General features: G+C 55.9%; 15 protein-coding genes and 1 tRNA gene. 8 read left to right on the forward strand and 8 right to left on the reverse strand.

What is annotated here, in order from left to right:
• The first annotated feature begins 212 nt into the window (after window positions 1–212).
• A complete protein-coding gene (locus JMF94_RS05885; protein ID WP_240824249.1) occupies window positions 213–3776 on the forward strand; it encodes an alpha/beta fold hydrolase in 3564 nt (1187 codons plus the stop codon).
• Between the two features lie 5 nt (window positions 3777–3781).
• Here JMF94_RS05885 and JMF94_RS05890 read toward each other — a convergent pair whose 3' ends face one another.
• The 6 genes from JMF94_RS05890 to JMF94_RS05915 all read right to left on the reverse strand — a co-directional run bounded on the left by JMF94_RS05890 (window position 3782) and on the right by JMF94_RS05915 (window position 12435).
• Complete coding sequence (locus JMF94_RS05890) at window positions 3782–5773, reverse strand: hypothetical protein (protein ID WP_240824250.1); 1992 nt, start codon at window positions 5771–5773, stop codon at window positions 3782–3784.
• A gap of 552 nt (window positions 5774–6325) precedes the next feature.
• Window positions 6326–6401, reverse strand: a tRNA-Val gene (locus tag JMF94_RS05895).
• 137 nt (window positions 6402–6538) lie between these two features.
• Window positions 6539–6847, reverse strand: a complete 309-nt coding sequence (locus JMF94_RS05900) for a cytochrome C (protein WP_240824251.1) — start codon at window positions 6845–6847, stop codon at window positions 6539–6541.
• Between the two features lie 313 nt (window positions 6848–7160).
• Entirely contained in the window at window positions 7161–8774 is a 1614-nt protein-coding gene (locus JMF94_RS05905; protein ID WP_240824252.1) for an aldehyde dehydrogenase family protein, read from the reverse strand.
• A gap of 102 nt (window positions 8775–8876) precedes the next feature.
• Window positions 8877–10442, reverse strand: a complete 1566-nt coding sequence (locus JMF94_RS05910) for a carboxylesterase/lipase family protein (protein ID WP_240824253.1) — start codon at window positions 10440–10442, stop codon at window positions 8877–8879.
• 268 nt (window positions 10443–10710) lie between these two features.
• The gene (locus JMF94_RS05915) at window positions 10711–12435 is read right to left on the reverse strand and encodes a methyl-accepting chemotaxis protein (protein WP_240824254.1); all 1725 of its coding nucleotides are present in this window, start codon (window positions 12433–12435) and stop codon (window positions 10711–10713) included.
• Window positions 12436–13111: 676 nt separating this feature from the next.
• Between JMF94_RS05915 and JMF94_RS05920 the strand changes: the two genes are divergently transcribed.
• From JMF94_RS05920 to JMF94_RS05940, 5 genes are all read left to right on the forward strand, one after another.
• Complete coding sequence (locus JMF94_RS05920) at window positions 13112–14170, forward strand: glutamate synthase (RefSeq protein ID WP_240824255.1); 1059 nt, start codon at window positions 13112–13114, stop codon at window positions 14168–14170.
• Window positions 14158–15789 carry a glutamate synthase-related protein gene (locus JMF94_RS05925; RefSeq protein WP_240824256.1) on the forward strand — a complete coding sequence of 544 codons (1632 nt, stop codon included), beginning with the start codon at window positions 14158–14160 and terminating at the stop codon, window positions 15787–15789. The genes JMF94_RS05920 and JMF94_RS05925 overlap by 13 nt, the downstream gene beginning before the upstream one ends.
• A gap of 20 nt (window positions 15790–15809) precedes the next feature.
• Entirely contained in the window at window positions 15810–18107 is a 2298-nt protein-coding gene (locus tag JMF94_RS05930; protein ID WP_240824257.1) for an FAD-dependent oxidoreductase, read from the forward strand.
• 242 nt (window positions 18108–18349) lie between these two features.
• On the forward strand, window positions 18350–18859 hold the full coding sequence (locus JMF94_RS05935; RefSeq protein WP_240824258.1) for a nitroreductase family protein: 510 nt from the start codon (window positions 18350–18352) through the stop codon (window positions 18857–18859).
• Between the two features lie 34 nt (window positions 18860–18893).
• Window positions 18894–19457: a GNAT family N-acetyltransferase gene (locus JMF94_RS05940; protein WP_240824259.1), complete on the forward strand. Its 564-nt coding sequence runs from the start codon at window positions 18894–18896 to the stop codon at window positions 19455–19457.
• Between the two features lie 160 nt (window positions 19458–19617).
• Here JMF94_RS05940 and gdhA read toward each other — a convergent pair whose 3' ends face one another.
• The gene (gene gdhA, locus JMF94_RS05945; RefSeq protein ID WP_240824260.1) at window positions 19618–20967 is read right to left on the reverse strand and encodes an NADP-specific glutamate dehydrogenase; all 1350 of its coding nucleotides are present in this window, start codon (window positions 20965–20967) and stop codon (window positions 19618–19620) included.
• 214 nt (window positions 20968–21181) lie between these two features.
• A complete protein-coding gene (locus JMF94_RS05950; RefSeq protein WP_240824261.1) occupies window positions 21182–22555 on the reverse strand; it encodes an NAD(P)/FAD-dependent oxidoreductase in 1374 nt (457 codons plus the stop codon).
• A gap of 456 nt (window positions 22556–23011) precedes the next feature.
• On the opposite strand from JMF94_RS05950, the gene JMF94_RS05955 reads away from it, so the two are divergent.
• Window positions 23012–23440: a TOBE domain-containing protein gene (locus tag JMF94_RS05955; protein WP_240824262.1), complete on the forward strand. Its 429-nt coding sequence runs from the start codon at window positions 23012–23014 to the stop codon at window positions 23438–23440.
• 282 nt (window positions 23441–23722) lie between these two features.
• Window positions 23723–25024 carry a branched-chain amino acid transport system II carrier protein gene (gene brnQ, locus JMF94_RS05960; protein WP_240824263.1) on the forward strand — a complete coding sequence of 434 codons (1302 nt, stop codon included), beginning with the start codon at window positions 23723–23725 and terminating at the stop codon, window positions 25022–25024.
• Window positions 25025–25030: the final 6 nt, after the last annotated feature.

The raw sequence follows: 25030 nt of genomic DNA on the forward strand, positions 1-25030 counted from the left end.
AAATACTGTTCCTGTCTTAGAGAAAAAAAGGAATAAAGTCGGTCATCGCCCCCGATCAACTGGGGCGGCACTGTTTTGTTTTGTGCATAATAAAGATAGCGCAATCATACTGCGTTGTAACCACAATTCCCCCCGAAAGTGGCTTTTGCGATGGCGCAGGACTAGCTTAAGTAACAGATAAGCTTTCTGGAAGGTATTGAGGAAAACGCACAATGAAGATTGCCGACATCACCTTTGGGATGCCCAGAAGCAAGGCGGCGGCGCAGAATCCGGCGGGAGCTGCTGCCGAAGGACAACCAGCCGCGTTGCCTTCGAACCTCTCCGCTGCTGGCCATGCCATACCGTGTTCATCCAGTTTGTCTGGCTTGCCTGGCAGATGGGCCAGCTTTGAAGCCCTGTTTTGCTCTGTCGCGGAAGAGAATCCGGATTATATCGCCATTTCTGGTGGCGGCAAAAGCCTGAACTTCAGGGAACTGAAGGATTTTTCCGCGCGCATAGCCGCCTTTGTACTGGCGCAAAACTATGGGCCGGAAGCGGCAGTAGGGGTGCTGTGCGAGCGGGGGGCCATGTATCTTGCCGCCGCCATTGGCATCATGCGGGCCGGTGCGGTGTATGTTCCCGTGGAGCGCGAACTGCCGCGCCCCCGGCAGGAAGCCATGCTCAGGCCCGTGCGGTTGCTGGTGACGGACAGAGCTTCACTGCCCCAGGCAGAATACCATCGCTACCGTAACCCCAACATTGCCCACGTGCTTTGTCTGGATGCGCCATCCTTTGCGGATGCTCTGGAAAGTGGCGGTCTGAGCAGCACGGAATACTGGGAGCACCTTGCAGAGCCGGGCAGCGACCGGGGGTGGCTGGACGATGTGGACGCCCGCCCCCTTGATCTGGCGCAACTTTGCAGGATGGCAGACAGCCTGCTGCAAAAAACGGGTCTTGCCTCCAATCGCGCCCCCGGCAGCCCCCCAGGAAATACACAGGGCAGGGGTAAAAGCGTGCTTGATATCGGCAGCGGCTCGGGCGTGATGGCGCAGGCGCTGGCCTCTGCCGCCAGTCGGTACGTAGCGGTAGACATAGCCCGAAATGAACTGGACAGGATGCAGGCCTTGCCCTGCGGCGCTTCCGTGAGCATCCACCGCATGGAAGCCATAGACATCTGCTTTTTTGAAGACGAGCGTTTTGACCTTGTGGTGCTCAACGGCGTTGTGGATTGCTTTCCCGGTTACAATTATCTGCGCAGGGTGCTTGACCACGCTGTAGAACGCCTCACGGCGGGCGGCAGCATTTTTGTGGGCGCTGTGCGTGATATGGACCGCAAGGACGACCTGCGGGCAACCATCAGGGAACATGCTCTTGCCACAGGCGATCAATCGGCCTTGCTGCGTTTTGAGGGCTCGGCAGAGCTGTTTGTGCCACGGCGTTTCTTTAGTGCCTGGGCGGCAGAATGCCCATATCCTGTTGAAGTGAAATTTTCACCCATTGCGGCCTCTGCGCCCTCTGGCAATGGTCAGGCGGATGCCTTTCGCTATGACCTGCAGATTTTCAGGATCGCCCACGATACCAAAGCACACGGTACCAAAGCCCTGCGTGAGAGCTTTGGCTTGAAGGATCTGGAGGCCTGCCCCGTAGCCCCGCTTGCAGCGGTCAGGCCGGACGCAGCCGCCTATATTGTCTACACCAGCGGTTCCACAGGGCAGCCCAAGGGCGTTGTGGTGGATCACCGTCACCTCCTGCACATAATCCATGCCCTGTGGGAATTTTCAGATGGGTGCGGCACTGTGGGCCTGGTTGCGCCGCTCTCGTTTGATGCGTCCATCCAGCAACTGGCGGTTTCGCTGTTTTGCGGCAAACCTCTGTATGTCATGGCAGACGAGGAACGCAAAAATCCTGCGGCATTCTGCGCCGCTGCCCGCAAGAGGGGTATTGACCTGTGCGACATGACCCCGGCCTTTTTTAATGTGCTGGTGGACTATTTGCAGGAGCACTGCCAGCCCCTGCCGCTCAAACGCCTGCTGCTGGCGGGCGAGGTGCTGCGGCCAGATGTCATTCAGAACTTTTATGCCATACCCGGCAATGAAGATGTGGTGCTGTTCAATGTGTACGGCCCCACAGAGTGCACGGTAGACAGCAGCGCCTTTCGCATTGACCGCGCCAATTATGCTGATTTTACTGCCTTTCCCATTGGCAGGCCGCTTGAAGGCGTGAGTATTTTTGTGCTGGATAAACATCAGCGCCCGGTGCCGGACTCAGTTGCCGGTGAACTATGGATCGCGGGAGCGGGCGTTTCGCGCGGGTATCTGAATGGCGAGAGTGCCGGTGCTTTTACCGAATATGCCGGGCGGCGCTGCTATCGCACTGGCGACAATGGCTTTATCCAGAACGGACTTGTCTATTACCGGGGCCGGGAGGATCAGCAGGTCAAGATCAGGGGCAACCGGGTCGAGATCGGCGAGGTGGAAAAGGCCGTGGGGAGTTTCCCTGGTGTGCGGCAGGTGGCCGTGGCGGCGGACTTTTATCAGGCTGGCAACGACAAAAGTCTCGCTGCCTATGTGGTGGGTGCTGTGAATCCAGCGGATTTGCGCAGCTATCTTGAGCAGCAGTTGCCGCCCTTTTGCGTGCCGGATTATATTGTGCCGATGGTGGAGCTGCCCCTCTCGCCCAACCGCAAGGTGGATAAAAGGGCGCTGCCGTCCCCGCTGGGCAGGGCCGAGGCCGTTGCAGGGCGCTGCCCGCAAGGGGCTGTGGAGCAGACGCTTGCCGCCATCTGGAAGCGGCTGCTGGGCATGGATGTATGTGATGCGGAGGCCAGCTTTTTCAGCATTGGCGGGCACAGCATCATGGCCGTGCGTCTTGTTGCCATGATTGAAAAAGAGTTGCGCGTCCATATTGCCGTCAACGAGCTGATGGCCCATTCCAGCATTGCGCGGTTGGCTGAACTTGTAGAAGGCAAAACCGGCACCCGCACTAGCCCCATCATCAAACTTTGTCATAGTGAAGGTGGAAAAAATCTCTTCCTGTTTCATCCTGTGGGGGGCAGCGTGTTTTGCTACAGCGATCTGGCCCGACTGCTGGATGGTCGCTACACCCTCTATGCTGTGGAGCCTGCGGGCTTTCAGGCTGAAAAAACTGCTCTGAATACAGAGCTGTACAGGGTTCAGGATTTGGCCGCGATTTATCTTGATGAAATCCTTAAGGTAGCCACGGAGAACATTGTTTTTGGAGGCTGGAGTTTCGGCGGCCTCCTGGCCTATGAGGCGGCCTGCCTGTATGCAGCGCGCGGGGGCGAACCAGGCCCGATTTTGATTTTGGACACAGTGCTCGACAACACAAGGGACAAGCAGCTTGCAGCCAAGGACGATGTGGAACTGCTGAAAAACCAGCTCGCGGAAGCGCTGGCCTTTGATGTGGAAAAGCTGCGGGCCATGAACCGGGCTGAAAGAATGGCGTATCTGGTGGAATGCGGCGAAAAAGCCGGATTACTGCCGCCCAATTTCAGCCCCGCGCATATGGAAAACCTGTTGCAGACTTACAGGCTCAATGCCATTGCCGCAGCACGTTATGACAACCCAACGCCGTCTGATCTGCGTATTCTGTATATTCGCGCGCTGGATTTTGCCAGTAATCCTTACATTGATTTTAATGACCAATATCAGGGTTGGAGCCGCTGTTTGCCTGAAAAAAACATCACCCTCCGCTGGACTGGGGGCACACATCAAAGCATGCTTTCCCCTGGCCTTGCAGATGGCGTGGCAAAGCTTATTCGCGACTTTTTGAGGTAACTATATTACACTCTGGTAGATTGAATTGTGGCAGTGCCTTTCCAGCGAGCCAGGAATCGGGCCACGGTATCCCGCGCAGCATTCTTTTCCTCTTCAGAAACATTGGCGTCAGTATCACCGTTGACCGTGCTGTCAATCACAAGCTTGTTCAAGTTCAAGGTATTGTTGCCTTGTCCGGTAAATATCTGACTGTCGAGTATGAAGCCCTTGATAACCAGTGTGTTATCGCCACTACCAGCCGAAATTGAACTACGGGCAAGAAAGCCCTCAATGGTCACATCGTCCTTGCCGTTGCCGCCTATATACTCAAGAAGAGCTGCGTTGCCGTCAACGGTAAACTGGTTGTCGCCGTTGCCGAGATTGATATACAAGCCGATGGCATCACTGTGGATATGGACACTGTCGTTTCCTGCCCCCGTAATGATGCGGTTTGCGCTGAGGATTTCGTCAATAACAATGGTGTTATCTCCATCTCCCGTTTTGATAGAGCCATTTTGCAAGGCAATATGGATATTGTTTTTCCCATCGCCCATCTTCCATTCGCCAGCATCCATAAGAAAGCCCACATCAAAACTGTTGTTTCCATTCCCTGCGGTCAGGTTTTGAATGGTATTTCCAGATATGCGGTTGTCACCATTGCCAAGAGTAACGTCTGAGGCGTAGTTTGCAATCAGAGTATTATTGCCATCGCCAAGCTGAATTTTTTGTCGCACACCAGTCAAATAATCGCCATGAAAAGTGGCAGCATGGCTGTTGAGTTTGACCGTGTTATTACCATTGCCAGTGCTAAGAATATTTACAGCTTCAGATTCAACCTTGTTATTGCCGTCGCCAAGCTGGATAACAGGTTGGTACTCGCTTTGTGCTATCAAAGGGGAAAAATCATCTTGTGTAACTTTTGTGACCCTAACAGTGTTATCGCCATTGCCAGCAGTGATAGATTTCGTTGTGCCAGTTACAATATTATTATTGCCGTTTCCGGCTTCTATGTGATGACCAAATGCAACATCAACAGAATTGTTGCCATCACCTAGATTGATGAAGTTTGCTCCTCCACCAGAAATAGAATTGTTGCCATCACCTAGATTGATGAAGTTTGCTCCTCCACCAGAAATAGAATTGTTGCCATCACCGAAAGAAATCTTCCCTGCACCAACATCAACAAGCTTGTTATTGCCGTTTCCCGCCGATATGAGGCTGATGCCTCCGCCCTGCGCTTTCAGGGTATTATCGCCTTCACCCAGATCAACCTTATTTGCATAATCAAAAGAAATGACCGTGTCATTGCCCGTGCCTGCATGGATTTCATCAACCCCATTGAGATTGATAATCACATCGTTGCCGTTGGTTCCCTGCAAAATCTCGGTGGGCTCTATTCTCATAAAGTTATCATCAAAGTAATCATTGCCTTTTTTTTCTGCCCCGGACCACACAAGCAGGTTCCCCTGATCATCTTCGCTGATGACCGTGTTGGCCTTGATAGCCAAGGTTTGTGTGCTGCCGTCTGCCTTGGTGATTTCGGCGGTAATTTTTTGATCTGGCGCAAGATAAAAGGGTTTTTCTTCGCCATTGGCATAGGCGCTGGCAGTGATGGAAACTGTTGCGCCGGAATTAAGCGTAGCGGTGGCAAGAACATTTTTAGCCGATTTGGCTGATGAGTCTGCGGTCTGGCCTGTGGCCGTTGTTGCCACTTGTTCTGAGGCAGGACTTCCCGCCTGAGAAGCTTTCAGGGCTTCCTTACCCATTTGCGAGATTGTCACGCTGTCGCCCTGAACCGTTGTTTTTTCTGACGTGAGCGTTGGGGCAGGGGTGTCAGTTGCAGTCTTTGTTGCGTTATTGCGTTGGCCCAATACCTGCTCCGCCCGCATGGAAAACTCCACAGAATCACCAGCAGTCAGCGCCGCGTTTTGTTCCACTTCTGTGCGGGAGGATTCTTTCAGAGATGAGAGTAAGGAGCCAGTTATCGGAACCAGACTGTTGAGCGGTGATAATGCCATGACGCACCTCCTGCTTGCTGGTGAAATCTGCACGGGGGCCGTCATTGGCCCAGCGTGGGGCAACGCACCGGCTTATTCGCGCGCCGCTCAGCGTTGTTGCCTGCGCCCTTTGGTGGAACATTTGTTTGGGCTTAATCAAATATTATATTTAATGACTAAAAAATATATATTTTAATAAATAATAAATAAATATTGGTCAATTGTTTTAGTTGTTTTTATTTGCTGTACTTATAAATATTTCGAATAGTAATGGTGTAAAAAAATAATAAAAACAGAGTGTTAAAAAAAGATGATCGGAAGCAATTGTCGTTCTTGCAGCACACGTTACAATTTTTTTGAACTGGAGAAGATGGATTGGCGTTGCGAAGGGCTATTACGCAGTGCATGCAAACTATTTGAAGTGCAATGCTTGATGGGCAGTCGATAATAAATCAAACGTATGCGCAACAATGCTTAATTTGAAGTGATTTATAGTTAATTTAATGTGTTATGTGGATATTCTTGCCTGAAATAAAAAAGGGGCTATCCATTAAGGATAACCCCTTTCATATTTGGTGGGCAGTACAGGACTTGAACCTGTGGCCCCCGCCTTGTAAGGGCGGTGCTCAACCAACTGAGCTAACTGCCCGAAACAGCGCAGCACAGCCAGCAATATGCCCTGTTATTCAGCACATTGCAAGCGCAATTTTGCCGATACACCAGAGCAGCCCCGGTCACTATGCCGGGCTGTCAGAATATCAGCCTGATGCTTTGCTGCGATTACTGTTAATTCATCTGGTTAAGATACGATGCAATATCCTTCATCTGCGCGGGACTCAAGCCCTGCACCGTCTGTTGCATACGGGCTGCGGCGCCTGCGGCATTGCTCAGGTTCTTGACCCTTTCCATGCCCGCCACCAGCGCATCTACAGGTTTACCCTTCATTGCGGCAGGGGTGGCCGAATGACAGCCCGAGCACAGCTTGTTGTACATCTCCTGCCCCGCACCAGCGCTATCCTGAGCCGCAACCGCAGTGCCGACCAGCAGAAGCCCGGTAGCCAAAAGAATTTTCAATGAGTTAGCAGAAAAGGTCATGGAACCCTCCTGTGGGTTACTCTGTTTGAAAAGCCAGCCAGACCGCACAGCAGCTAGGCTTTTGGGTCACGTTGAGCATATGCTCCAAGGCCAGCAGACCACAAGGGGTATTATGCGGCTTTACTGCTCTGCTGCTTTACAACACAGAGAGATTTCAAAAAAGGCGCGGCCAGCTCTCCCCGATAAAATTTTGGAAAAAGCTGGCCGCTTGAGTAGGCGCATGCCGTTTATTGACCTGTCCACTTGTCGGAGCCGGTCGCAAACGGCCTTTCATGTATTACTTCAAGGGGTGGTTCTCCAGCAATTCCAGCATCTAGAACAGAAAATCCGTGGACAGGAAGTTGGATTTTCTGTTGCGCACGATGTCGGAAATCAGTTCCTTGTTGGGTGCGGAACCCTTGGCAGCCACCAGTGTGCGGATGGAGAAGGCGCGCAGCGCGTCGCTGACAGAGAGCGTGCCCTCCGCAGAGTCCTTGCGGCCTGTGAAGGGGAAGGTATCCGGCCCGCGCTGGCATTGGCTGTTGATGTTGACGCGGCATACCTGATTGACCATGGGGTCGATGAGCGCGGCCACGGCATCGGGATCAGTGCCGAATATGCTGGCCTGCTGACCGAAGGGCGAGGCTATCACCGCCTCTGCGGCTTCCGACACGTCGTTGTACGAAACTACTGGCACCACAGGGGCAAACTGTTCTTCCGTGTGCAGGCGCATGCCTGCGGTGACGCCCGCAACCAGCGTAGGATGATACAGGGTGCGGTTAAAGGTGCCGCCGCGCGGGTTGGCAATGCGCGCGCCCTTGGCAACAGCTTCGTCCACCAGTTCACGGAGGGCGTCTATCTTGCCGGGCACGGGCAGTGGGGTGATTTTGACCCCCGGCTTCCAGGGCAGGCCCATGGGCAGGGCGGCAATGGCCTCGCTGAATTTTGCCAGAAATTCCTCGGTGCGCGAGGCGTGGACGTAAAAGATCTTCAGGGCCGTGCAGCGTTGCCCGTTAAAGCTCAGCGCCCCGGTCACGGCCTCGGATACAGTTAAATCCATGTCGGCGCAGGGCAGCACAATGGCGGCATTCTTGGCGTCCAGCCCCAGCACGCAACGCAGCCTGTGGGGCGAGGGATGGTGACGGCGCAGGGCATCGGCAGCACGGCTTGAACCAATAAAGGCCAGTACGCTGATGCGGCCCGATTCCAGCGCGGGAATGGCCACGCGCCTGTCGCCAAAGAGGATGTTCACCACCCCGGCGGGGAAGCAGTCGGCAAAGGCCTCAAGCAGGGGCGCATAAAGCAGCTTGCCGATGCGGGGCGTTTTGACGATGACCGGGTTGCCCATGATCAGGGCCGGAATAAGTGTCGTAAAGGTTTCATTGAGCGGATAGTTGAACGGCCCCATGCACAGCACCGGCCCCAGAGGCGCGCGGCGGATCTGGGCGTAAATGCCACTCTCGATCACAAATCGGGAGGACGCCCGGTCGAGGTCTTTAAGGGCATCCACAGTGGCGCGGATGTAGTCGATGGTGCGGTCAAATTCCGCCCGGCAATCGTTGAGCGGCTTGCAGATTTCCCACACCATCAGGCGCACCACCTGATCGCGCACAGCCAGCATGCGGCGGGCAAATTCTTCCACGCGGGCAATGCGGTCTTCCACGCGCATGGTGGGCCACGCGCCTCGTCCATTGTCCCACGCCTTGGTTACGGCTTCCACAGCCTCCAGAGATTCCGCCTCGGTCAGTTCCGGGCAGGAGCCGATGACGCGTTGCTCACCGTTCACATACAGGGGCGAATGCACGGTATGCACGGGGCCATTCCACTCAAGCAAGCGCTTGCCCACAAGATAGCGGCGCTCGTGAAGCGGCTCAAGAACGCAATCTTCAGGTATATTGTCCACATCCGGCGAAAAATCGGCGCCGGTCTGGGTATTGGCTTCGGTCATGTGTGCCTCCTGAACTTTCAGCAGGTGAAAGCAGTGAAAAAGTTGTTGTCGTGTGGAGGGTAAGAAGCCAAGCGCTTCATGTCAATGAAGCCGACACGCAACTTACTGGTACAGTTGAATATCTTTCCACACTTCATAGACTGCGCCGTGGGGATTCGATTCCACGGTGTTGGTCTGGTCAAAAATGTAGGTGAGCCGCCGCCCTGCTTCGTATTGCGGCCACAGGGGCGTAACGCCGGGGCCGTTGGGATTGCCCGTTTTTACAAAGTTCAGCCACGCCCCGTGCATGGACTGCGTAAGCTCCTTCCGGCGCGATGCGGGCGTGAGCAGCCAGAAGGGATGATCATTGGTGGCAAGCGCGGTGGAGATTTCCGTTGAATGCGCAGCGCCCAGCAAAAACAGTTCCGGCAGCAAGGGGGCGTAGTCAAAACGATAGACGTAGGTGCTGCTAAAGGCGCTTTGGGCATCGGCGCTTTTGACCATGTCCACCACAAAGGCCCGGTCGCCCGCGAGGGTCGTCAGTTTTTTCATGCCCTTTTCGCTGGCGTACAGCTCCGAGACCGCAGGGATACTGGCAGCCGCGCCATTGTCGCGCAACATCTTTTCCACCTGTTGCCAGTCCTTGGGCAGCAGGCCCAGCAGGGCAAACAGCGTGCCTTCGTTGCGGTTGGTGCCAAGAATGACTTTAACGTCGCGGGCATTGCCCTGGGCCATGGCTTCCCACGGGTGCAGGGGCAGCAGATCGTCCTTGACCGGGCCAGGCATAAAGATACCAGGGTGGCGGCGCGGGCCTTCCTTGAGCGTGAACGTGGCCGCCGCAAGCATGTCCTGCGCGGGCATATCCAGCAGTTTGGCTATGTCTGTGCGCGGATTGAGGTCCAGCTTTTCAAAAAAGATGGCATTGTTCATCTCGACCATGCGGCGGGATTCGGTATTTCCGGTGACGCCGCTTTCCGCGATGGCCTTCTGGAACAGCCCCTTTGCGGCGGGCGATGCCAGCATGTTGTAAACGCCTGTGCCGCCTGCGGATTCGCCCGCGATGGTCACGTTGTTCGGGTCGCCGCCAAATGCGGCTATGTTGTCGCGCACCCAGCGCAGGGCGGCAATCTGGTCTGAAACGCCGCAGTTGGATTCAAACCGCTTGTCATACATGGAAAAATCATAAAAACCCAAGGGGCCGACGCGGTAGTTGAAATTGACAAATACCACGCCGTCCCTGGCAAAGGATGCGCCGTCATACATGGGGTCGCTGCCTTCGCCCATGTGGTACGCGCCGCCGTATATCCATACGAATACTGGCAGCTTGGCGTCTTTGGCGGCGCTAAGCGGGGCCCATACGTTGAGGTACAGGCAATCCTCGCTGGCGGGAACCCGCGAACGCTCAAGCCCGAACATGTTCATGTACTGGATGGGTTTGTTGCCAAAGGCCACGCACTTTTTAACGCCCTGCCAGGGCGTAGGCGGCTGATTGCGCCGAAAGCGCAGTTCGCCCACAGGCGGCGCGGCATAAGGAATGCCAAGCCATGTTTTGACGTCAGCCGCCGCAAAACCTTGCACCTCGCCATACTGCGTGACTGCAAGAGTGTCGGCGGACGTTTCATGCCGGGATACTGGACGGGCACAGGCACACAAGAGCAACACCACCAGGATGAGGATGCGGTTTTTCATGAATGTTCCTGAAAAAGGACGTTGGGACGCTTCACAGGGTCACGAGCCTGTACAGGGCTTGCCTCGAACAGGCTTATTGCAACAGGCCGCCTGTTGCCGAACGTTTTGCAAATGTGGCGTGTTGCGAACAAAAACGCAAGAAGCGTTTGCCATTGCGCGCGTTATCGAACTTGCATGCCGCCGCATGCCGTTCCACCTGCAAAACAAAGGTTCCCGGCCTGCGCCGTGCAAGCGCAAACCGGGAACCTGAATGGCGAGGGAGAGCAGCCTAGCCCTGCTTCATCTCCTGAATAAGAGCGGCGAGCTTTTTGGCCTGCTCGGTGAGGTCGGCAACGGCAGTGGAAGCCTGTTTCATAGCTTCAGCCGTGAGCTGTGAAACCTCGTTGACCTCAACAATGCTGCGGTTGATTTCTTCGCTTGCTGCCGACTGTTCTTCGCTGGCGGCGGCAATGGCATTGACCTGATCGGCCGTGGCCGTAACCACTTCCACAATGCCTTGCAGGGCTTCGCCGGATTGCCCGGCCAGATTCGTGGCCACGCCGATGGAGCCAACCGCGTTTTCAACGCCCTGCATGCTCTTGGCGGTGCTGTCCTGAATGGCCTGAATGGCCTTGGCCACATCGCTTGTGGAAACCATGGTTTTTTCTGCCAGCTTGCGCACTTCGTCCGCCACAACGGCAAAGCCCCTGCCGGCATCGCCAGCTCGGGCGGCCTCAATGGCCGCGTTCAGCGCCAGCAGGTTGGTCTGGTCGGCGATGTCGGAAATAACGCCCATAATCTGGTTAATGGCCTGCGCGTGCTCGTTCAGGCGGTTCATGTCTTCCTTGAGCGAAAGCGAGTGGGTCTGCACTTCTGTGATGCTTTCCACGGCGTTTTGCACGATCTTAGCGCCAGAAAGAGCCTTGTCGCGGGTTTCGAGCGATGCGCCCGATGCCAGACCTGCGTTTCTGGCAACGTCCTGAACCGTGGCGTTCATTTCATTCATGGCAGTGGCAGCGCCAGAAAGCATCTTGGAAGATTCTTCCGCACCTTCATCAGAGCGTTTGATCTGGTGCGAGAGATCAGATGAAGCGGAGGAGAGCGCCTCGGCAATGGATTCAAGCTGATGGGCGGCGGCAAGCATGCCTTCTCTGCGGGCAGATTCTGCGCGGAGCTTGGCTTCTTCGGCAGCGGCCTGCGCCACTTTTGCATGATCCAGAGCTTCGGCGGCCTGACGGGTTTTGTCTGCTGCTTCCTCAATACGACCGTGCAGATTTTCGATCATCATGGTCAACGAGCTGTTAAGCCGCCGGATTTCGAGCGGACAGGATGCCTTGAGAGTGGGCAGAGCAGCTTCCTGACCCTGAGCGACCTTTTCCGCTTCGCCGGTGATTTGCCGCAGGGGCAGACAGATAATGCGCGTAATCAGCCATGCAAAGCCGAGAATGACAACAAGGATGCCACCGCAAATGAGCAGTTCAAGATTATCATAGTGGTCGTTTCGTTCAGAAACCAGATTGGCAACACGGGTGCGCTCGGCCTCAACGCTGTCAATATATACGCCGGTGCCGATAACAACGTCTGTTCCCGGTATCATGCGGGCATAGGCCAGCTTGGGCTGTATGCCAGCACCTGGTTTGTCAAAGCGGTAGGCCACAAAAGCGCCGCCCTTTTTGCCAGCCTCGATCAGCTCCCGCACCATGTAGACGCCATCGCTGTCTTTGAGATCAATAAGGTTTTTACCGTTCTGCGCTTTGTTGGTGGGTACATTAATGCGGGTGCCGTCTGTTTTGTAGGTAAACAGATAGCCCTCATCGTTGGGAAAGAAACGCTGATAATCAGTGTATTTTTCAATCAGCGCGTACTGCTCCTTGGGATCGGTGACGCCCTTGAGCCTGTCCGCAAGGTCTTGCGCAGCGACATCGATAACACTTTTCAGGCCGTACTCATACTTTGACTGCAATGCTGACGAAAGCTGGGGAATGGTTACTTCCGTAAAAACAAGTGTGGACATGTGCGTGCTGGTGAAAAAAAGGGTCGCCATGCCTACGACAAACCCACAGCAAAGGGTAACAAGCCACATTCTCACATTCATCTTTTACCTCGCAGGGGCGAATAACCATATTTTATGAAATGCGTTATCAGATGCCTTTTAAAAGGGCATAAATTCAGAACAGCTACGACTGATTCTAAAAAAAATATCGGACAATGCCAATATTATGTTATGGCAATATGTCAAATTTGCAAAAAAAATTGCACACCATGAGATATTTGCAGAACTTTACGTGATTTTTCACATACAAACACCAGTTTTTATGAGTGGTATCAAAACTTAATCGCTGTGACTTTTTTTGATGCAGGGCATCAATTTATTCTTGCCCATCGAAAAGGTTTGTAGCAAACTCAATTTCCCCCCTGCGCCAGAGGCCGAACGCAACCGCCAGTGTGGATCCGCCGGTTGGAGCGCAGAGGCTGTCTTTTGACAGTCCCATGCTTCAACTCGTGGTGCGTTTTGGTCATGTCTTCAGACTATACCAAAAGGTCAGTCAACATTGCACCCTACGAGAGGGTTCATTCGCGTCCCTGTAGCCCAGTTTTGCGGGCTGGTCTTCAAGTGACGCATTTTCCCGAGGTTAACAGCTATGTGCAGAATTGGTTCCATCAAGAGCAAGACGCCTGTACCCCCCTCAATGGCGCTCAATCTAATGCTGCCGCAGCAGGAAGGGCATGACAACTCCGGTTTTGCTATGGTTATGCAAGACCTGGAGGGCGTGTTCAGCCACTACAAAGACAAACCCCTGCTTTCATTGGCCTGCACCCCCGAGGGAGTGCAACTGGTCAACGATTACATGGAAGAAAAGGGTTTTGTGCAGGTTGCCCAGTGGGTGCCTGAAGTGGACAAACGCCCCGGTCTCAAGATTGAGGCCATGCCCCGTTACGTCTTCCGCAACTATGACTACCCGGAGGAATACCGCTCCCGTAGCCAGGAAGAACGCGAAAACCTGCTGCTGGACACGCGCCTTGAGCTGCGGGACTTATTGGCCGAGAAAAAGAATGGCTTTGTCTATTCGTTCTGGCCCGATGTGCTGACCCTTAAAGAAATCGGTGATCCTGCCGACATAGCTGTCTATTTTCGACTATGGAAAGACGATGGCCGCCTGACCGCGCGCAATATCGTGACCCAGTGCCGCCAGAATACCAACTACGCCATCGTGCGTTACGCAGCGCATCCCTTCTTTTTGCAGGGCTACACTGTGTGCGCCAACGGCGAGAACACGTTTTTCACCAAGAACAAAGAGTTCCAGAAGTCGCTGCACAGGGGCTATGTGGGTTTTGAATCCGACTCGCAGAACTTTCTGTACACCTTGCACTATGTCTTGCATGAGCTGCGTTGGCCCATCAAGTATTACAAGCACGTTATCACGCCCCTGCCTTTTGTGGAGGCCGAACAGCGCGCTGACCGCAAGGTTCTGAATCTTATTCGCGAATCCCTCGCGCATCTGGAGATCAACGGCCCCAACACCATCATCGGCCTTCTGCCCGACGGCAAGATGATTACCTGCTGCGACTCCAAAAAGCTGCGGCCCGTTGTTGTGGGCGTAAACTCGGACATGGTGGCTATCGCCTCCGAGGTTTGCGGTCTGAACGCCATCATGCCCGACCGCGACATCTCCAACGACATCTATCCCAATGAACGGGAAATGGTGGTTATTGACAACGATCTGGCGGTGCAGCGATGGAATCAGTAAGAACTCAGGACGTAAGTGTTAACGACCTGCGCTGGAAGATAGAATACCGCCCCGATTTGTGCACCATGTGCGGCTCGTGCGTGGCGGCCTGTACTTTCAACGCCATTGAAGTGGGCATGATGCGCCGCAGCATCACGCTTTCGCGCAAGGCCTTTCCCGACCCGACGCAGGAACATTCCGCGCGCCCGGTCATCATGCAAAAGGCCAGCATCCCCAACGCCTGCGTGGGTTGCGGCATGTGCGAAAAAATCTGCCCCAACGCGGCCATCAAACCCGTGCGCAACCAGGATAATAGGTTCCCCGTGCTGGCGCGTCACCATGGCCCCGTCAAACGGGGCGGGCGCACCAACCTGAACCCGCCGCGCACGCTCGATTCCATCTTTGTGGGCCGCATCAGCCAGATGACCGACCCCGCGCTGGATTCCGAGCGTCATACCTTTGATATCCGCTCGCCCCTTGGCCGCGTCATGCTTGCCAAGGAACTGCCCCTGCGCGTTGACGGCGACAGCCTTGTGCTGACCGAGCGCACCCCCCCGGTGCACTGGATTTACCCCGCCATCTTCAGTGACATGAGCATCGGCGCGCTCTCCACCCGCGCGTGGGAAGCCATTGCCCTTGCCGCAGCCTATCTTAACGAACACTGCGGGATGCCTGTGCGCATGTGCTCGGGCGAGGGCGGCATGCCCATCAAGTTGCTGGAATCCGACCAGCTCAAGTACATGATCTTGCAGATCGCCTCCGGTCACTTTGGCTGGAACCGCATCATCAAGGCCATGCCCCGCATGAAAACAGACCCGGCGGGCGTGCTCATCAAAATTGGTCAGGGTGCAAAACCCGGCGACGGCGGCCTCTTGCCCGCAGCCAAGGTGGCTCCGCACATTCAGGCCATCCGTGGTGTACCCAAGGCGACCCTGCATTCGCCGCCGAACCATCAGGGCCTGTATTCCATTGAAGAATCCGTGCAGAAAATGCACCTTTCGCTCAATGCGGCCTTTGGCTTCCGCGTGCCGGTGGCCATCAAGTGCGCGGCATCTGCCACGTCTGTTTCCGTATACAACAACCTGCTGCGCGATCCCTACAAGATTTGCGGCGGGTTCTTCATCGACGGTATTCAGGGCGGCACCGGCGCTGCCAACGAGGTTTCGCTGGAGCATACCGGGCATCCCATTGTTTCCAAGCTGCGCGACTGCTACATGGCTGCCGTTGCCCAGGGTCTTCAGGGGCAGATTCCCCTGTGGGCTGGCGGCGGCATAGGCCTGACCGGCAACGCGGCTGCGGATGCCTTCAAGATGATCTGCCTTGGCGCCAACGGCGTTATCATTGGCAAGATCCTCATCCAGTTGCTGGGCTGCGTCGGCAATGAGCACGGCCGCTGCAATGCCTGTAATACCGGCAAATGTCCCACGGGCATATGCACCCAGGATCCCCGTCTGGTCAAAAGGCTGGATGTGGACAGGGGCGCGCAGAACATTGTGGACTACATGCTGGCCTTTGACTCCGAACTGCGCAAGCTGCTGGCCCCTGTGGGCAACAGTTCGCTGCCGGTTGGGCGCTCCGACGCCCTGGTTACCACGGACAAGGCTGTGGCCGACAAGCTGGATATCCAGTACGCCTGTTAGACTTTGGCGAGGAGCAGAACATGCTGCGCGTTAGCACGGTAGACGAACACAAGCGCATGTCCACCCAGGATTTGCTGCTGGCCATTGAGGCGGCGGTAGAGAAGGGTGAGACTGACTTTTATATTGAGGCCTCGGGCCAGCACGACATCGGCGGCCCCCTGTGGAACAAGGAAGGAAAAAAGCTGACCTTCAAGGTCAGCAACCCCGGTCAGCGGGTAGGCTCCATGTGCCTGCCCAACACCGAGATTCTGGTTGAAGGCTCCGCTTCGGCGGACGTAGGCTGGTTGAACGCGGGCGGGCGTATTGTGGTGCGCGGCGACGCGGGCGACACTGCGGCCCACTGCGCGGCAGCCGGTACTGTTTACATTGGTGGCCGCGCGGGTACCCGTTCTGGCTCACTCATGAAGCACGACCCCCTGTATGAAGCCCCGGAACTCTGGGTGCTCAAGAGCGTGGGCAGCTTCTCTTTTGAATTCATGGGCGGCGGCAAGGCCGTTGTGTGCGGCCATGACAGCCAGGGCATTGCCTCGGTTATGGGCGAACGCTCCTGCGTCGGCATGGTTGGCGGTGCTGTTTACTTCCGTGGGCCTGTTGGACAGCTGCCCAAGGACGTGCGCCTCAACCCCCTGGACGATGAAGACATCGCCTGGCTTGATGCTGGTCTTGACGATTTTCTGATGGCCATTGACCAGCCCAGCCTGCGCAGCGAACTGTGCGACTGGAGCCAGTGGCAGAAGATCACGCCGCTGCCGTTTGAGGAGCGCGGTCAGAAGGAAGTCTTGAGCCTTGGGCAGTTCCGCAGCAAGGAATGGATACCCAGCGGCATTTTCAGCGACGTGGCCCCCGATGACTTTATGGTCAACGGGCTGGTGGCGCGCGGTGATTACCGCCTGCGTGTGCCCATGTGGCAAAACGCCGAGTATGCCGCCCCTTGCGAATTCAACTGCCCGGCGTCCATCCCCACCCAGCGCAGACTTAACCTTCTGCGTGAAGGTAATGTGGAAGAAGCCTACCGCATGGTGCTGGATTACACGCCGTTCCCCGGTTCCGTCTGCGGCAGCGTGTGCCCCAACCCCTGCATGCAGAGCTGCACGCGCACTGATCTGGACAGCCCCGTGCAGATCGGAAAGCTCGGTTCCTGTTCTGCTGATATCACGGTTGATAAGCCCAAAAAACGCACCGGCAAACACATTGGCGTGATCGGCGGCGGTGTTGGCGGCCTCACGGCTGCCTGGCAGCTCGCCCGTCTGGGACACGACGTCACCGTGTACGAAGCCGACTCCGTCATGGGCGGCAAGCTTGAGCAGGTGATTCCCCGTGCACGTCTGAACCATGACCTGCTGCGCAAGGAACTCAAGCGTATTGAGGACATGGGTGTGGCCTTTGTGAACAATTGCCCTGTTGACGCCAAAAAGTTCGAGGAACTGCGCAAAAAGCACTCTGCTCTGGTGGTCGCCACCGGCGGGCATGTGCCGCGCATCTTCCCCTGGCCCGGTCACGAAAAGATCGTGGCTGGCATCGACTTTCTGAAAGCCATCAACAAGGGCGAAAAGCCCGCCGTGCCCGACAGCGTGATTGTTATCGGTTGCGGCAACGCTGGTATGGACGCCGCTGTGGGCGCATACGCCATGGGCGCCAAACAGGTGACCTGCATCGACGTGCAGAAGCCCGCCGCCTTTGCTCACGAAATTGAGCATGTCGAAGGGCTGGGCGGCAAGCTTGTGTGGCCCGTGCAGACCAAGGAAGTCACTGATAACGGCATCATCAGCCAGGAAGGAACGCTCATTCCCGGCAAGATGGTCATTATCACCATTGGCGAATCGCCCGACCTCTCCTTCCTGCCGGAAGGTTTGGAAAAGTTCCGCGAATGGATCGTGCCCAAGCCCGACCTCAGCATCATGGATGGCGTTTTTGCAGTGGGCGACGTTATCAAGCCCGGCCTGCTGGTGCATGCCATCGGCACGGGCCGCGATGCCGCCTTTGCCGCAGATGCCTTTGTGCGCGGCGAAACTTACACGCCGGAAAAGAAAAAGCTCGTGCCTTCCACGCGTCTGCATACGGCCTATTTTGCCAAGTGTCATGACCGTGAGCTGCCCACGCCGCAGGATGAATTCTCCCGTTGCGTGAGCTGCGGCACCTGCCGCGACTGCAAAATGTGCCTTAAATCCTGCCCGGAAAAGGCCATTGACCGCAAGGAAACCGCTGGCGGTGGATTTGAATACGTTTCTGATCCTACCCGTTGCATCGGTTGCGGCATCTGCTCCGGCATCTGCCCCTGCGGCATCTGGACCATGTATCCCAACTGGGACATGAGCTAGGCCTCTGGCGGGCTTTTGCCTGCCCTGAATGAACGCAAAGCCCCCTTTCTCCCGCAACACGGGCAAGAGAGGGGGCTTTTCTGCGCTCGGATGCCCGGCATCCTGCACTTTTGCTTAAAGCAAAATTATTGCATACTGGCGGAAGGCACAGTTTATCTGTATTCAGTCCGCGCTGCATTCGCCGTGCTTTGCGCGCAATCGCAGTATGCGGTTTCACTGCCAGCATTTTCAGGAGAATTTCAATGGATGTTTTTGAAGCGCTGTTTACCCGCCGCAGCATACGTAAATTCACGGCTGAGCCTGTGAGCGATGAAGACTTGCAGCTCGTACTCAAGGCCGCCATGTGCGCGCCCAGCGCACACAACAAGCAGCCCTGGCACTTTGTGGTTGTGCGCGACAAAGCCCTGCTGGCCTCCATTGCCGAGCGGCACCCCTATGCTAAGATGGCCGCTGAAGCGCCTGTGGTGATTGTGGTTTGCGCCAATCCGGAAGAAGCCAAAGCCCCCGGCTACTGGCAGCAGGATTGCACGGCCGCTCTGGAAAACATGCTCATTGCCGCGCGCGGCCTGAACCTTGGCACCGTGTGGTGCGGCATGTACCCCTTCGAAGACCGCGTTGAACCCATCCGCGAACTGCTCAATGTTCCGGCCCAGATCAACATGCTCGGTCTTGTGGTCATGGGGCACCCTGCGCAACCCTTTGCCGAGGCGGACAGATTCAACGAAAGCAAGGTTCACCTGAACGGCTGGTAAACAGCCTTACTCCGCAACATCGAGGCCTCAACTCATGGATTCACAACCTTTGCGCTCCGGCGCGGGCTGTGCGCCGCACATTGTTGTGGATGACGCGCAACCGGATGATATGGCGGCAGTGCAGGGCATTTACGCCTGGCATGTGCTGCACGGGCTGGCAACATTTGAAGAACTGCCACCCGCTGCGGAAGAAATGGAGCGCCGCCGTCAGGCCGTGCTTGCTCTTGGTTTGCCCTATCTGGTGGCCCGGCAGGACAATACTGTTGTGGGCTATTGTTACGCCGGGCTGTACGGCACGCGGTCTGCTTTCAGATTCTGTCTGGAAGATTCCATCTATGTTGCCCAACAGGCAATGGGGCAAGGGCTTGGGCATGCGCTGCTGCAAGCGCTCATTGCGCGGTGCGAGCGCGGTCCCTGGCGGCAGATGGTGGCTGTTATCGGCCACAGCGGCAACGCTGGTTCCATTGCCCTGCATGCGGCGCATGGCTTCAGGCACAAGGGAGTGCTCCAGTCTGCGGGCTACAAGCTCGGCCAATGGGTAGATGTTGTGCTGATGCAGCGGCCACTGGGGCTTGGAGACACCGCCAAGGCTCTGTAATCGCGGGGCTGCTGTGTCAAAAAATTGCGGCAGCATAGCGTATTACAAAAAAGCCTGTTGCGGTACGGAATGTGTCCTTCTCTGGAATATTCCAAACTGCAACAGGCTTTTTGTTATTCTTGCGGGCAGGCACGCTTAGGCATGACTGCCAACCGTAGTGTTACACGCCCAAGGCGATCATGGCGTCAGCAACCTTGCGGAAGCCCGCAATGTTAGCGCCCACCACAAGGTTGCCCTTGTGGCCGAATTCTGCGGCAGTGGCTGCGGCACGCTGGTGAATGTCATACATGATGTGCTTGAGCTGGTTGTCCACCGCTTCAAACGTCCAGCGCTGCATGCTGGCATTCTGCGCCATTTCAAGCTGGCTGACAGACACGCCGCCAGCGTTGGCTGCCTTGGCGGGGCCGTAGGCGATGCCGGAAGAAATAAAGGCATGCACCGCGTCAAGCGTAGAGGGCATGTTTGCACCTTCCGCCACGCAACCGCAGCCGTTGGCAAGCAGGGTTTCCGCGTCCGCGAGGTTCAGTTCGTTCTGCGTCGCGCAGGGAAAAGCCGCAAAGCAGGGCACGTTCCACACGGCATTGCGCCCGGCGGGATAGGACGCCACAGGTGCGTACTTGGCGGAAGAAACCAGCTCCGCATAGCGGGTGAGGGGGCCGCGTTCAATTTCTTTCACCTGCTTGAGCACGTCCAGCCTGATGCCCTCAGGGTCATAGATCATGCCGCGCGAGTCGGAAACGGTCACGGGCTTTGCGCCCACCTGAATAAGCTTCTGGCAGCAATGGATAGCTACGTTGCCCGCGCCGGAAACCGTGCAGACCTTACCTTCAAGGCTTTGGCCGCGCGCATCGAGCATGGCCTGGGCAAAATACACAGCGCCATAGCCGGTGGCTTCAGGCCGCGCCAGCGAACCGCCAAAGAGCAGGTTTTTGCCGGTGAGTACGCCTTCGTAGCGCCGGGTCAGGCGCTTGTACTGCCCAAAAAGAAAGCTGATTTCCTGACTTCCCACGCCAATATCGCCAGCAGGCACGTCAACGGTTGCGCCAATATGCGTCCAGAGTTCCGTCATGAATGCCTGGCAGAAGCGCATGATCTCCGTCTTGGATTTACCCTTGGGGTTGAAATCAGAGCCGCCCTTGGCGCCGCCGATGGCAAGGCCCGAGAGCGAATTTTTGAAAATCTGCTCAAAACCAAGAAATTTCAGCACGCCCTGATTCACGCTGGGGTGAAAGCGCAGGCCGCCCTTGAACGGGCCGAGAGCCGAGTTGTACTGAACCCGATAACCCCGGTTGACCTGAACCTGCCCTGCATCGTCCATCCATTGCACGCGGAAGGAGACGCAACGTTCCGGCTCCACAATCCGCTCAAGGATTTTCATTTTTGCGTATTCAGTTTGCTTGTCCAAGATGGGTTGCAGACTTTGCAACACCTCTTGCACTGCCTGCAAAAAAACAGGTTCATGGGGATAGGTTTCTTTAAGGTTATTTAACACTCGCTCAACATAAGGCATGTTGCTCTCCTGATAGGGGGGATAAGGATTGCATGAAAAAACTTCCGCATAACATTGATTCAAGCAGGTTTTTTTTAGACAAGATGATGCAGTTTGACAAGAATTTAAAAAAATACGTAATCCGATATGGGGGATATGGCACTTGCGACAAAAAGCCCCGGTCGGCTAACAAGCTGACCGGGGCTGAATGGCCGGAAAAGCGGAAATTTCTGGATCAGCCAGCAAAAGGTTCTGGTGTCGCTTCCAGGGCAGCGTGCAACGCTTCGTCTAGTGTCGGGTGCGCAAACATGAAGGCATCAAGCGCAGAGCCGTGGTATTGCCCTATGAGCAGCAACTGCGCCGCTGTGACAAGGTGCGAAACCCCGTGCCCCAGAGCCGCAATGCCCACAATGCAGCCGTTCTGCCACACAATCTTGATAAAGCCCGACGCATCGCCCCCGGCCTGAGCAATGGCATTGCCCATGAGTTGCGCCCTGGAAACAGCCACCGGGCCGCTCTGGGCCAAAGCCTGCCTGGCGGTAAGGCCCACACGCATGATTTCCAGGCTGCCGTAAACGCAGGAAGGCACCGGCCCGGAAGCGTAAGGGCCGCTTTGCGCGCCAACAATGCGCTGCGCCACATACGCGCCCTGATGCTCCGCAGCGTGCGCCAGCAGGGTTTGCCCGTTGATGTCGCCAATGGCGTAAACATTGGGGGCAGCCATCAGATGCTCATCAACTGCGATGAATCCGCGCGATTTAAGCGTGCATCCGGCTTTTTCCGCTCCAAGATCATCGGTGTTGGGCGTTCTGCCCACAGCCACAAGGGCCTTGGCGGCGGTCAGTTCTCTGCCGTCCTCAAGCACAAGCACAGCAGCGCCCTCACGCGTTGTGAGCGATGCAGCCTTAACGCCCGTGATGCAGGTTATGCCGGTTTTGCCAAGAAGCTTTGCCATTTCCTGACCAAGATCGGCATCTTCAGTGGGCGCAAGGTGGGGTGCGGCTTCCACTATAGTGACCTTGCTGCCCATGGCGTTGAAAAAGTCGGCCATTTCAAGGCCGATGGCCCCCGCGCCCACAACAATCAGGCTTTCCGGCACAGCAGGCACGCACAGCATGTCTGTGCTGTCCAGAACGGCATCATGGTCGGGCGTCATGCCGGGGAATGCGGCGGAGCGGGAACCGCCAGCAAGGATGATGTGCTCTGCCCGCAGATTCTGCACGGTGCCGTCTGCGGCTGTCACCACAACTTCCGAGGGGCTGGCGCAAGCGGCGCGGCCTTCAATAAGCGTTACGCCAAGCTGCTCCAGGCCCTTGCTCAGGGTCTGGGACGAGGCTTTGACAAAACGCTGAATGCGTTTTTGCAGAGCATCGTAGTCCACCTCAATGCTGCCCTTGGCAACGCGTTGGCGCTCAAGACCACGCAGCAATCCCTTGGGAGCGGTTGCGCCCAGCAGCAGCTTGGTAGGGATGCAGCCGCAGTTAAGGCATACGCCGCCCATATGGGTGCTTTCAATCAGCGCAACAGATTTTCCGCCACGGGCAAGTATGCCTGCCGCCTTGGCTCCGCCAGGCCCGCCGCCGATAATGACAACATCAAACGTATTCATGATCTTCTCCAGATATTGGCAGTTGGGTATGTGCCCACACGCACGGTTAATCACGGCGTGGCTGTCATGGCCCCACTGAAGGCTGCTGTTGTAGGGAAAGGCCGCTGGCTCCGCGCCAGGCGCAGTAGAACTCGGCTTGTGGCTGAGCATAGTACGGTGTCTTGAGCATGTTGTCACCATGCGCGCTCTGGCGGCGGCGATAGACTGCATGTTCTGTGTATCGAGGTGGCGTTGTGCTTTTGCCGGAACATCTTAAAAATAATTTTTTATAATCACGCATTTAATAAAAAACGTGATGATTTAATTGCATGAAATAACAGCATATTAATATTTATCTGTGTAACGCTGCGAGTGGTTGGCTATTTTACTGCGAAACCTGTAGTCTTGCTCCATACAAAGCGGAGGTTGTCCTCCCCCCGAATATTCCAGTCACTCCGCAAACTGAAGGAGAACCATATGGAAACCAGCGCAAGAAACGTTTTTTGTGGTAAAGTTGTTGCCGTTAATTCTGGCGCAGTCAACGATGAAGTAGAATTGTCCGTTGAAGGCGGCATCAACATCGTTGCTTCCATTACCAAGGTGAGCACCAAGAATCTTGGTCTTAAGCCCGGCGCCAGCGCAATGGCTCTCATCAAGGCCAGCTTTGTGCTGCTGATGAACGATGCAGAAAACTACCTGCTCTCTACCCGCAACCAGTTTGCCGGTACTGTGAGCAAGGTCACCCCCGGCGCGGTCAATGCCGAGGTTATTGTTGAACTGCCCGGCGGCGCTTCCATCGCCTCCATTGTGACCATGGGCAGCATCAAGAACCTTGGCCTGGAACCCGGCAAAAAGGTTACCGCCATTGTTAAGGCCTCGCAGGTTATTCTTGCTGTAGCCAAATAGATCGATTCATCAAGTTTAGGTTAGGGCCATTTTTACAGGCCTTGATCTGTAGCGGCTCTGCTGTTTGCAATAAACGGCAGAGCCGAATTTTTTGCTCTGGCCTGCGTATATAACGTGCTGAAAGGTTATTATTTTTGAACTATTGCCGCGCCTGAGCCAAAAAAATATGACCTGACCATATAGCCTGCGGCCTCGCCTTCTGATATTTGAGGCGGCGCGGGTGGCTTGCGCCGTGCCATGGCAAAGGACAGGCCCCCGTAATACTCGTACTACTGGAATTTTATGAACAAAAAACTCGTGCGCGATTCCTTTGTGGTTGGGGCGGCCTTGTTCGCCATGTTTTTTGGCGCGGGAAACGTTGTGTTTCCCCCTTACATCGGCCTGACGGCAGGAACGCAGTGGTTCACGGGTTTTTTGTGCTATTACGCGGCAGATGTGGGCCTTGCCCTGTTGACCATATACGCCTTGCTGGCTTCTTCTTGCATTGACAGAAAGGAAGGGCTTTTCCACAGGCTTGGCGGAACTCCTGCCATGCTCATGATGCTGGCAATCATTCTGTGTATTGGGCCGTTGCTGGCTATTCCACGTACCGGGGCCACCGCCTTTGCCATTTCTTTTGCGCCGCTTGGCTACTCTTCCAAGGGGTTCAGCCTTGCAAAAGTGCTTTATTCTGCTGCTTTTTTTGGTATTTCGACCTTGCTGGCATACCGCGAATCCAATATGGTTGACGCCATCGCCCGTTACCTTTCGCCCATCAAGATCGGCGGTTTTTTCCTGATTGTGTGCGCCGCCGTTGTGTGGCCGCTGGGAGAAATCAATCCCAACGTGCGCGATGCGAGGGTCGCCTGGAACAGCATCCTCGCCGGATACCAGACGCTTGATGTCATGGCCTCGCTGGTGTTCGGATATATCATTGTGAATGCGCTTAAGGGCAAGGGCTATACATCCGGCAGCCAGAAGGCGCTCTCTGTTGGCTTGTCGAGCCTTGTGGCAGGCGTGCTGCTGTTCATAATCTATGGCGGGCTGTGCTACCTTGGCGCGACAGGCTCCGGCCTGTATCCTGCTGATACGGAAAAAGGCGCGCTGGTATCCGGCCTTGTGGGCGGGCTTTTTGGCCGTGCCAGCAATGTGCTGCTGGCTGTGATCATGACTGTTTCGTGCATGGCAACGGCTGTGGGGCTGATCGGCACCACGGGCACCTTTATTTCGCAGTTCAGCAAGGGGCGCTTCAGTTACCGGGCTGTGGCCGTTACCACCGGCTTGTTCAGCATGGTGATCTCCAACGTGGGGCTCGACAGCATCATTTCCCTTGCGGCCCCGGTACTGATTTTTCTGTACCCCGGCACTCTTGCTGTTATCGTGCTTTCACTGTTTGACAAGTTCATCAAGAATGACAACATCTTCCGTTTTGCCACCGTAGGCGCTTTGCTGAGCAGCGGCCTGAGCGTGCTTGAAGATTTTGGGCTGCCCATCAAACTGACAGCCTTGCTGCCTTTTGAATCGGTGGGGCTTGGCTGGATATTGCCCTCCCTGATTTTTGGCATTGCGGGCTTTTTTGTGCGTCAGGAGAGGGGCAGGGCGTAGTTTCAG

Origin of the sequence: Desulfovibrio sp. UIB00 (genome assembly GCF_022508225.1) — a bacterium.
Taxonomy (GTDB): Bacteria; Desulfobacterota; Desulfovibrionia; order Desulfovibrionales; family Desulfovibrionaceae; genus Desulfovibrio.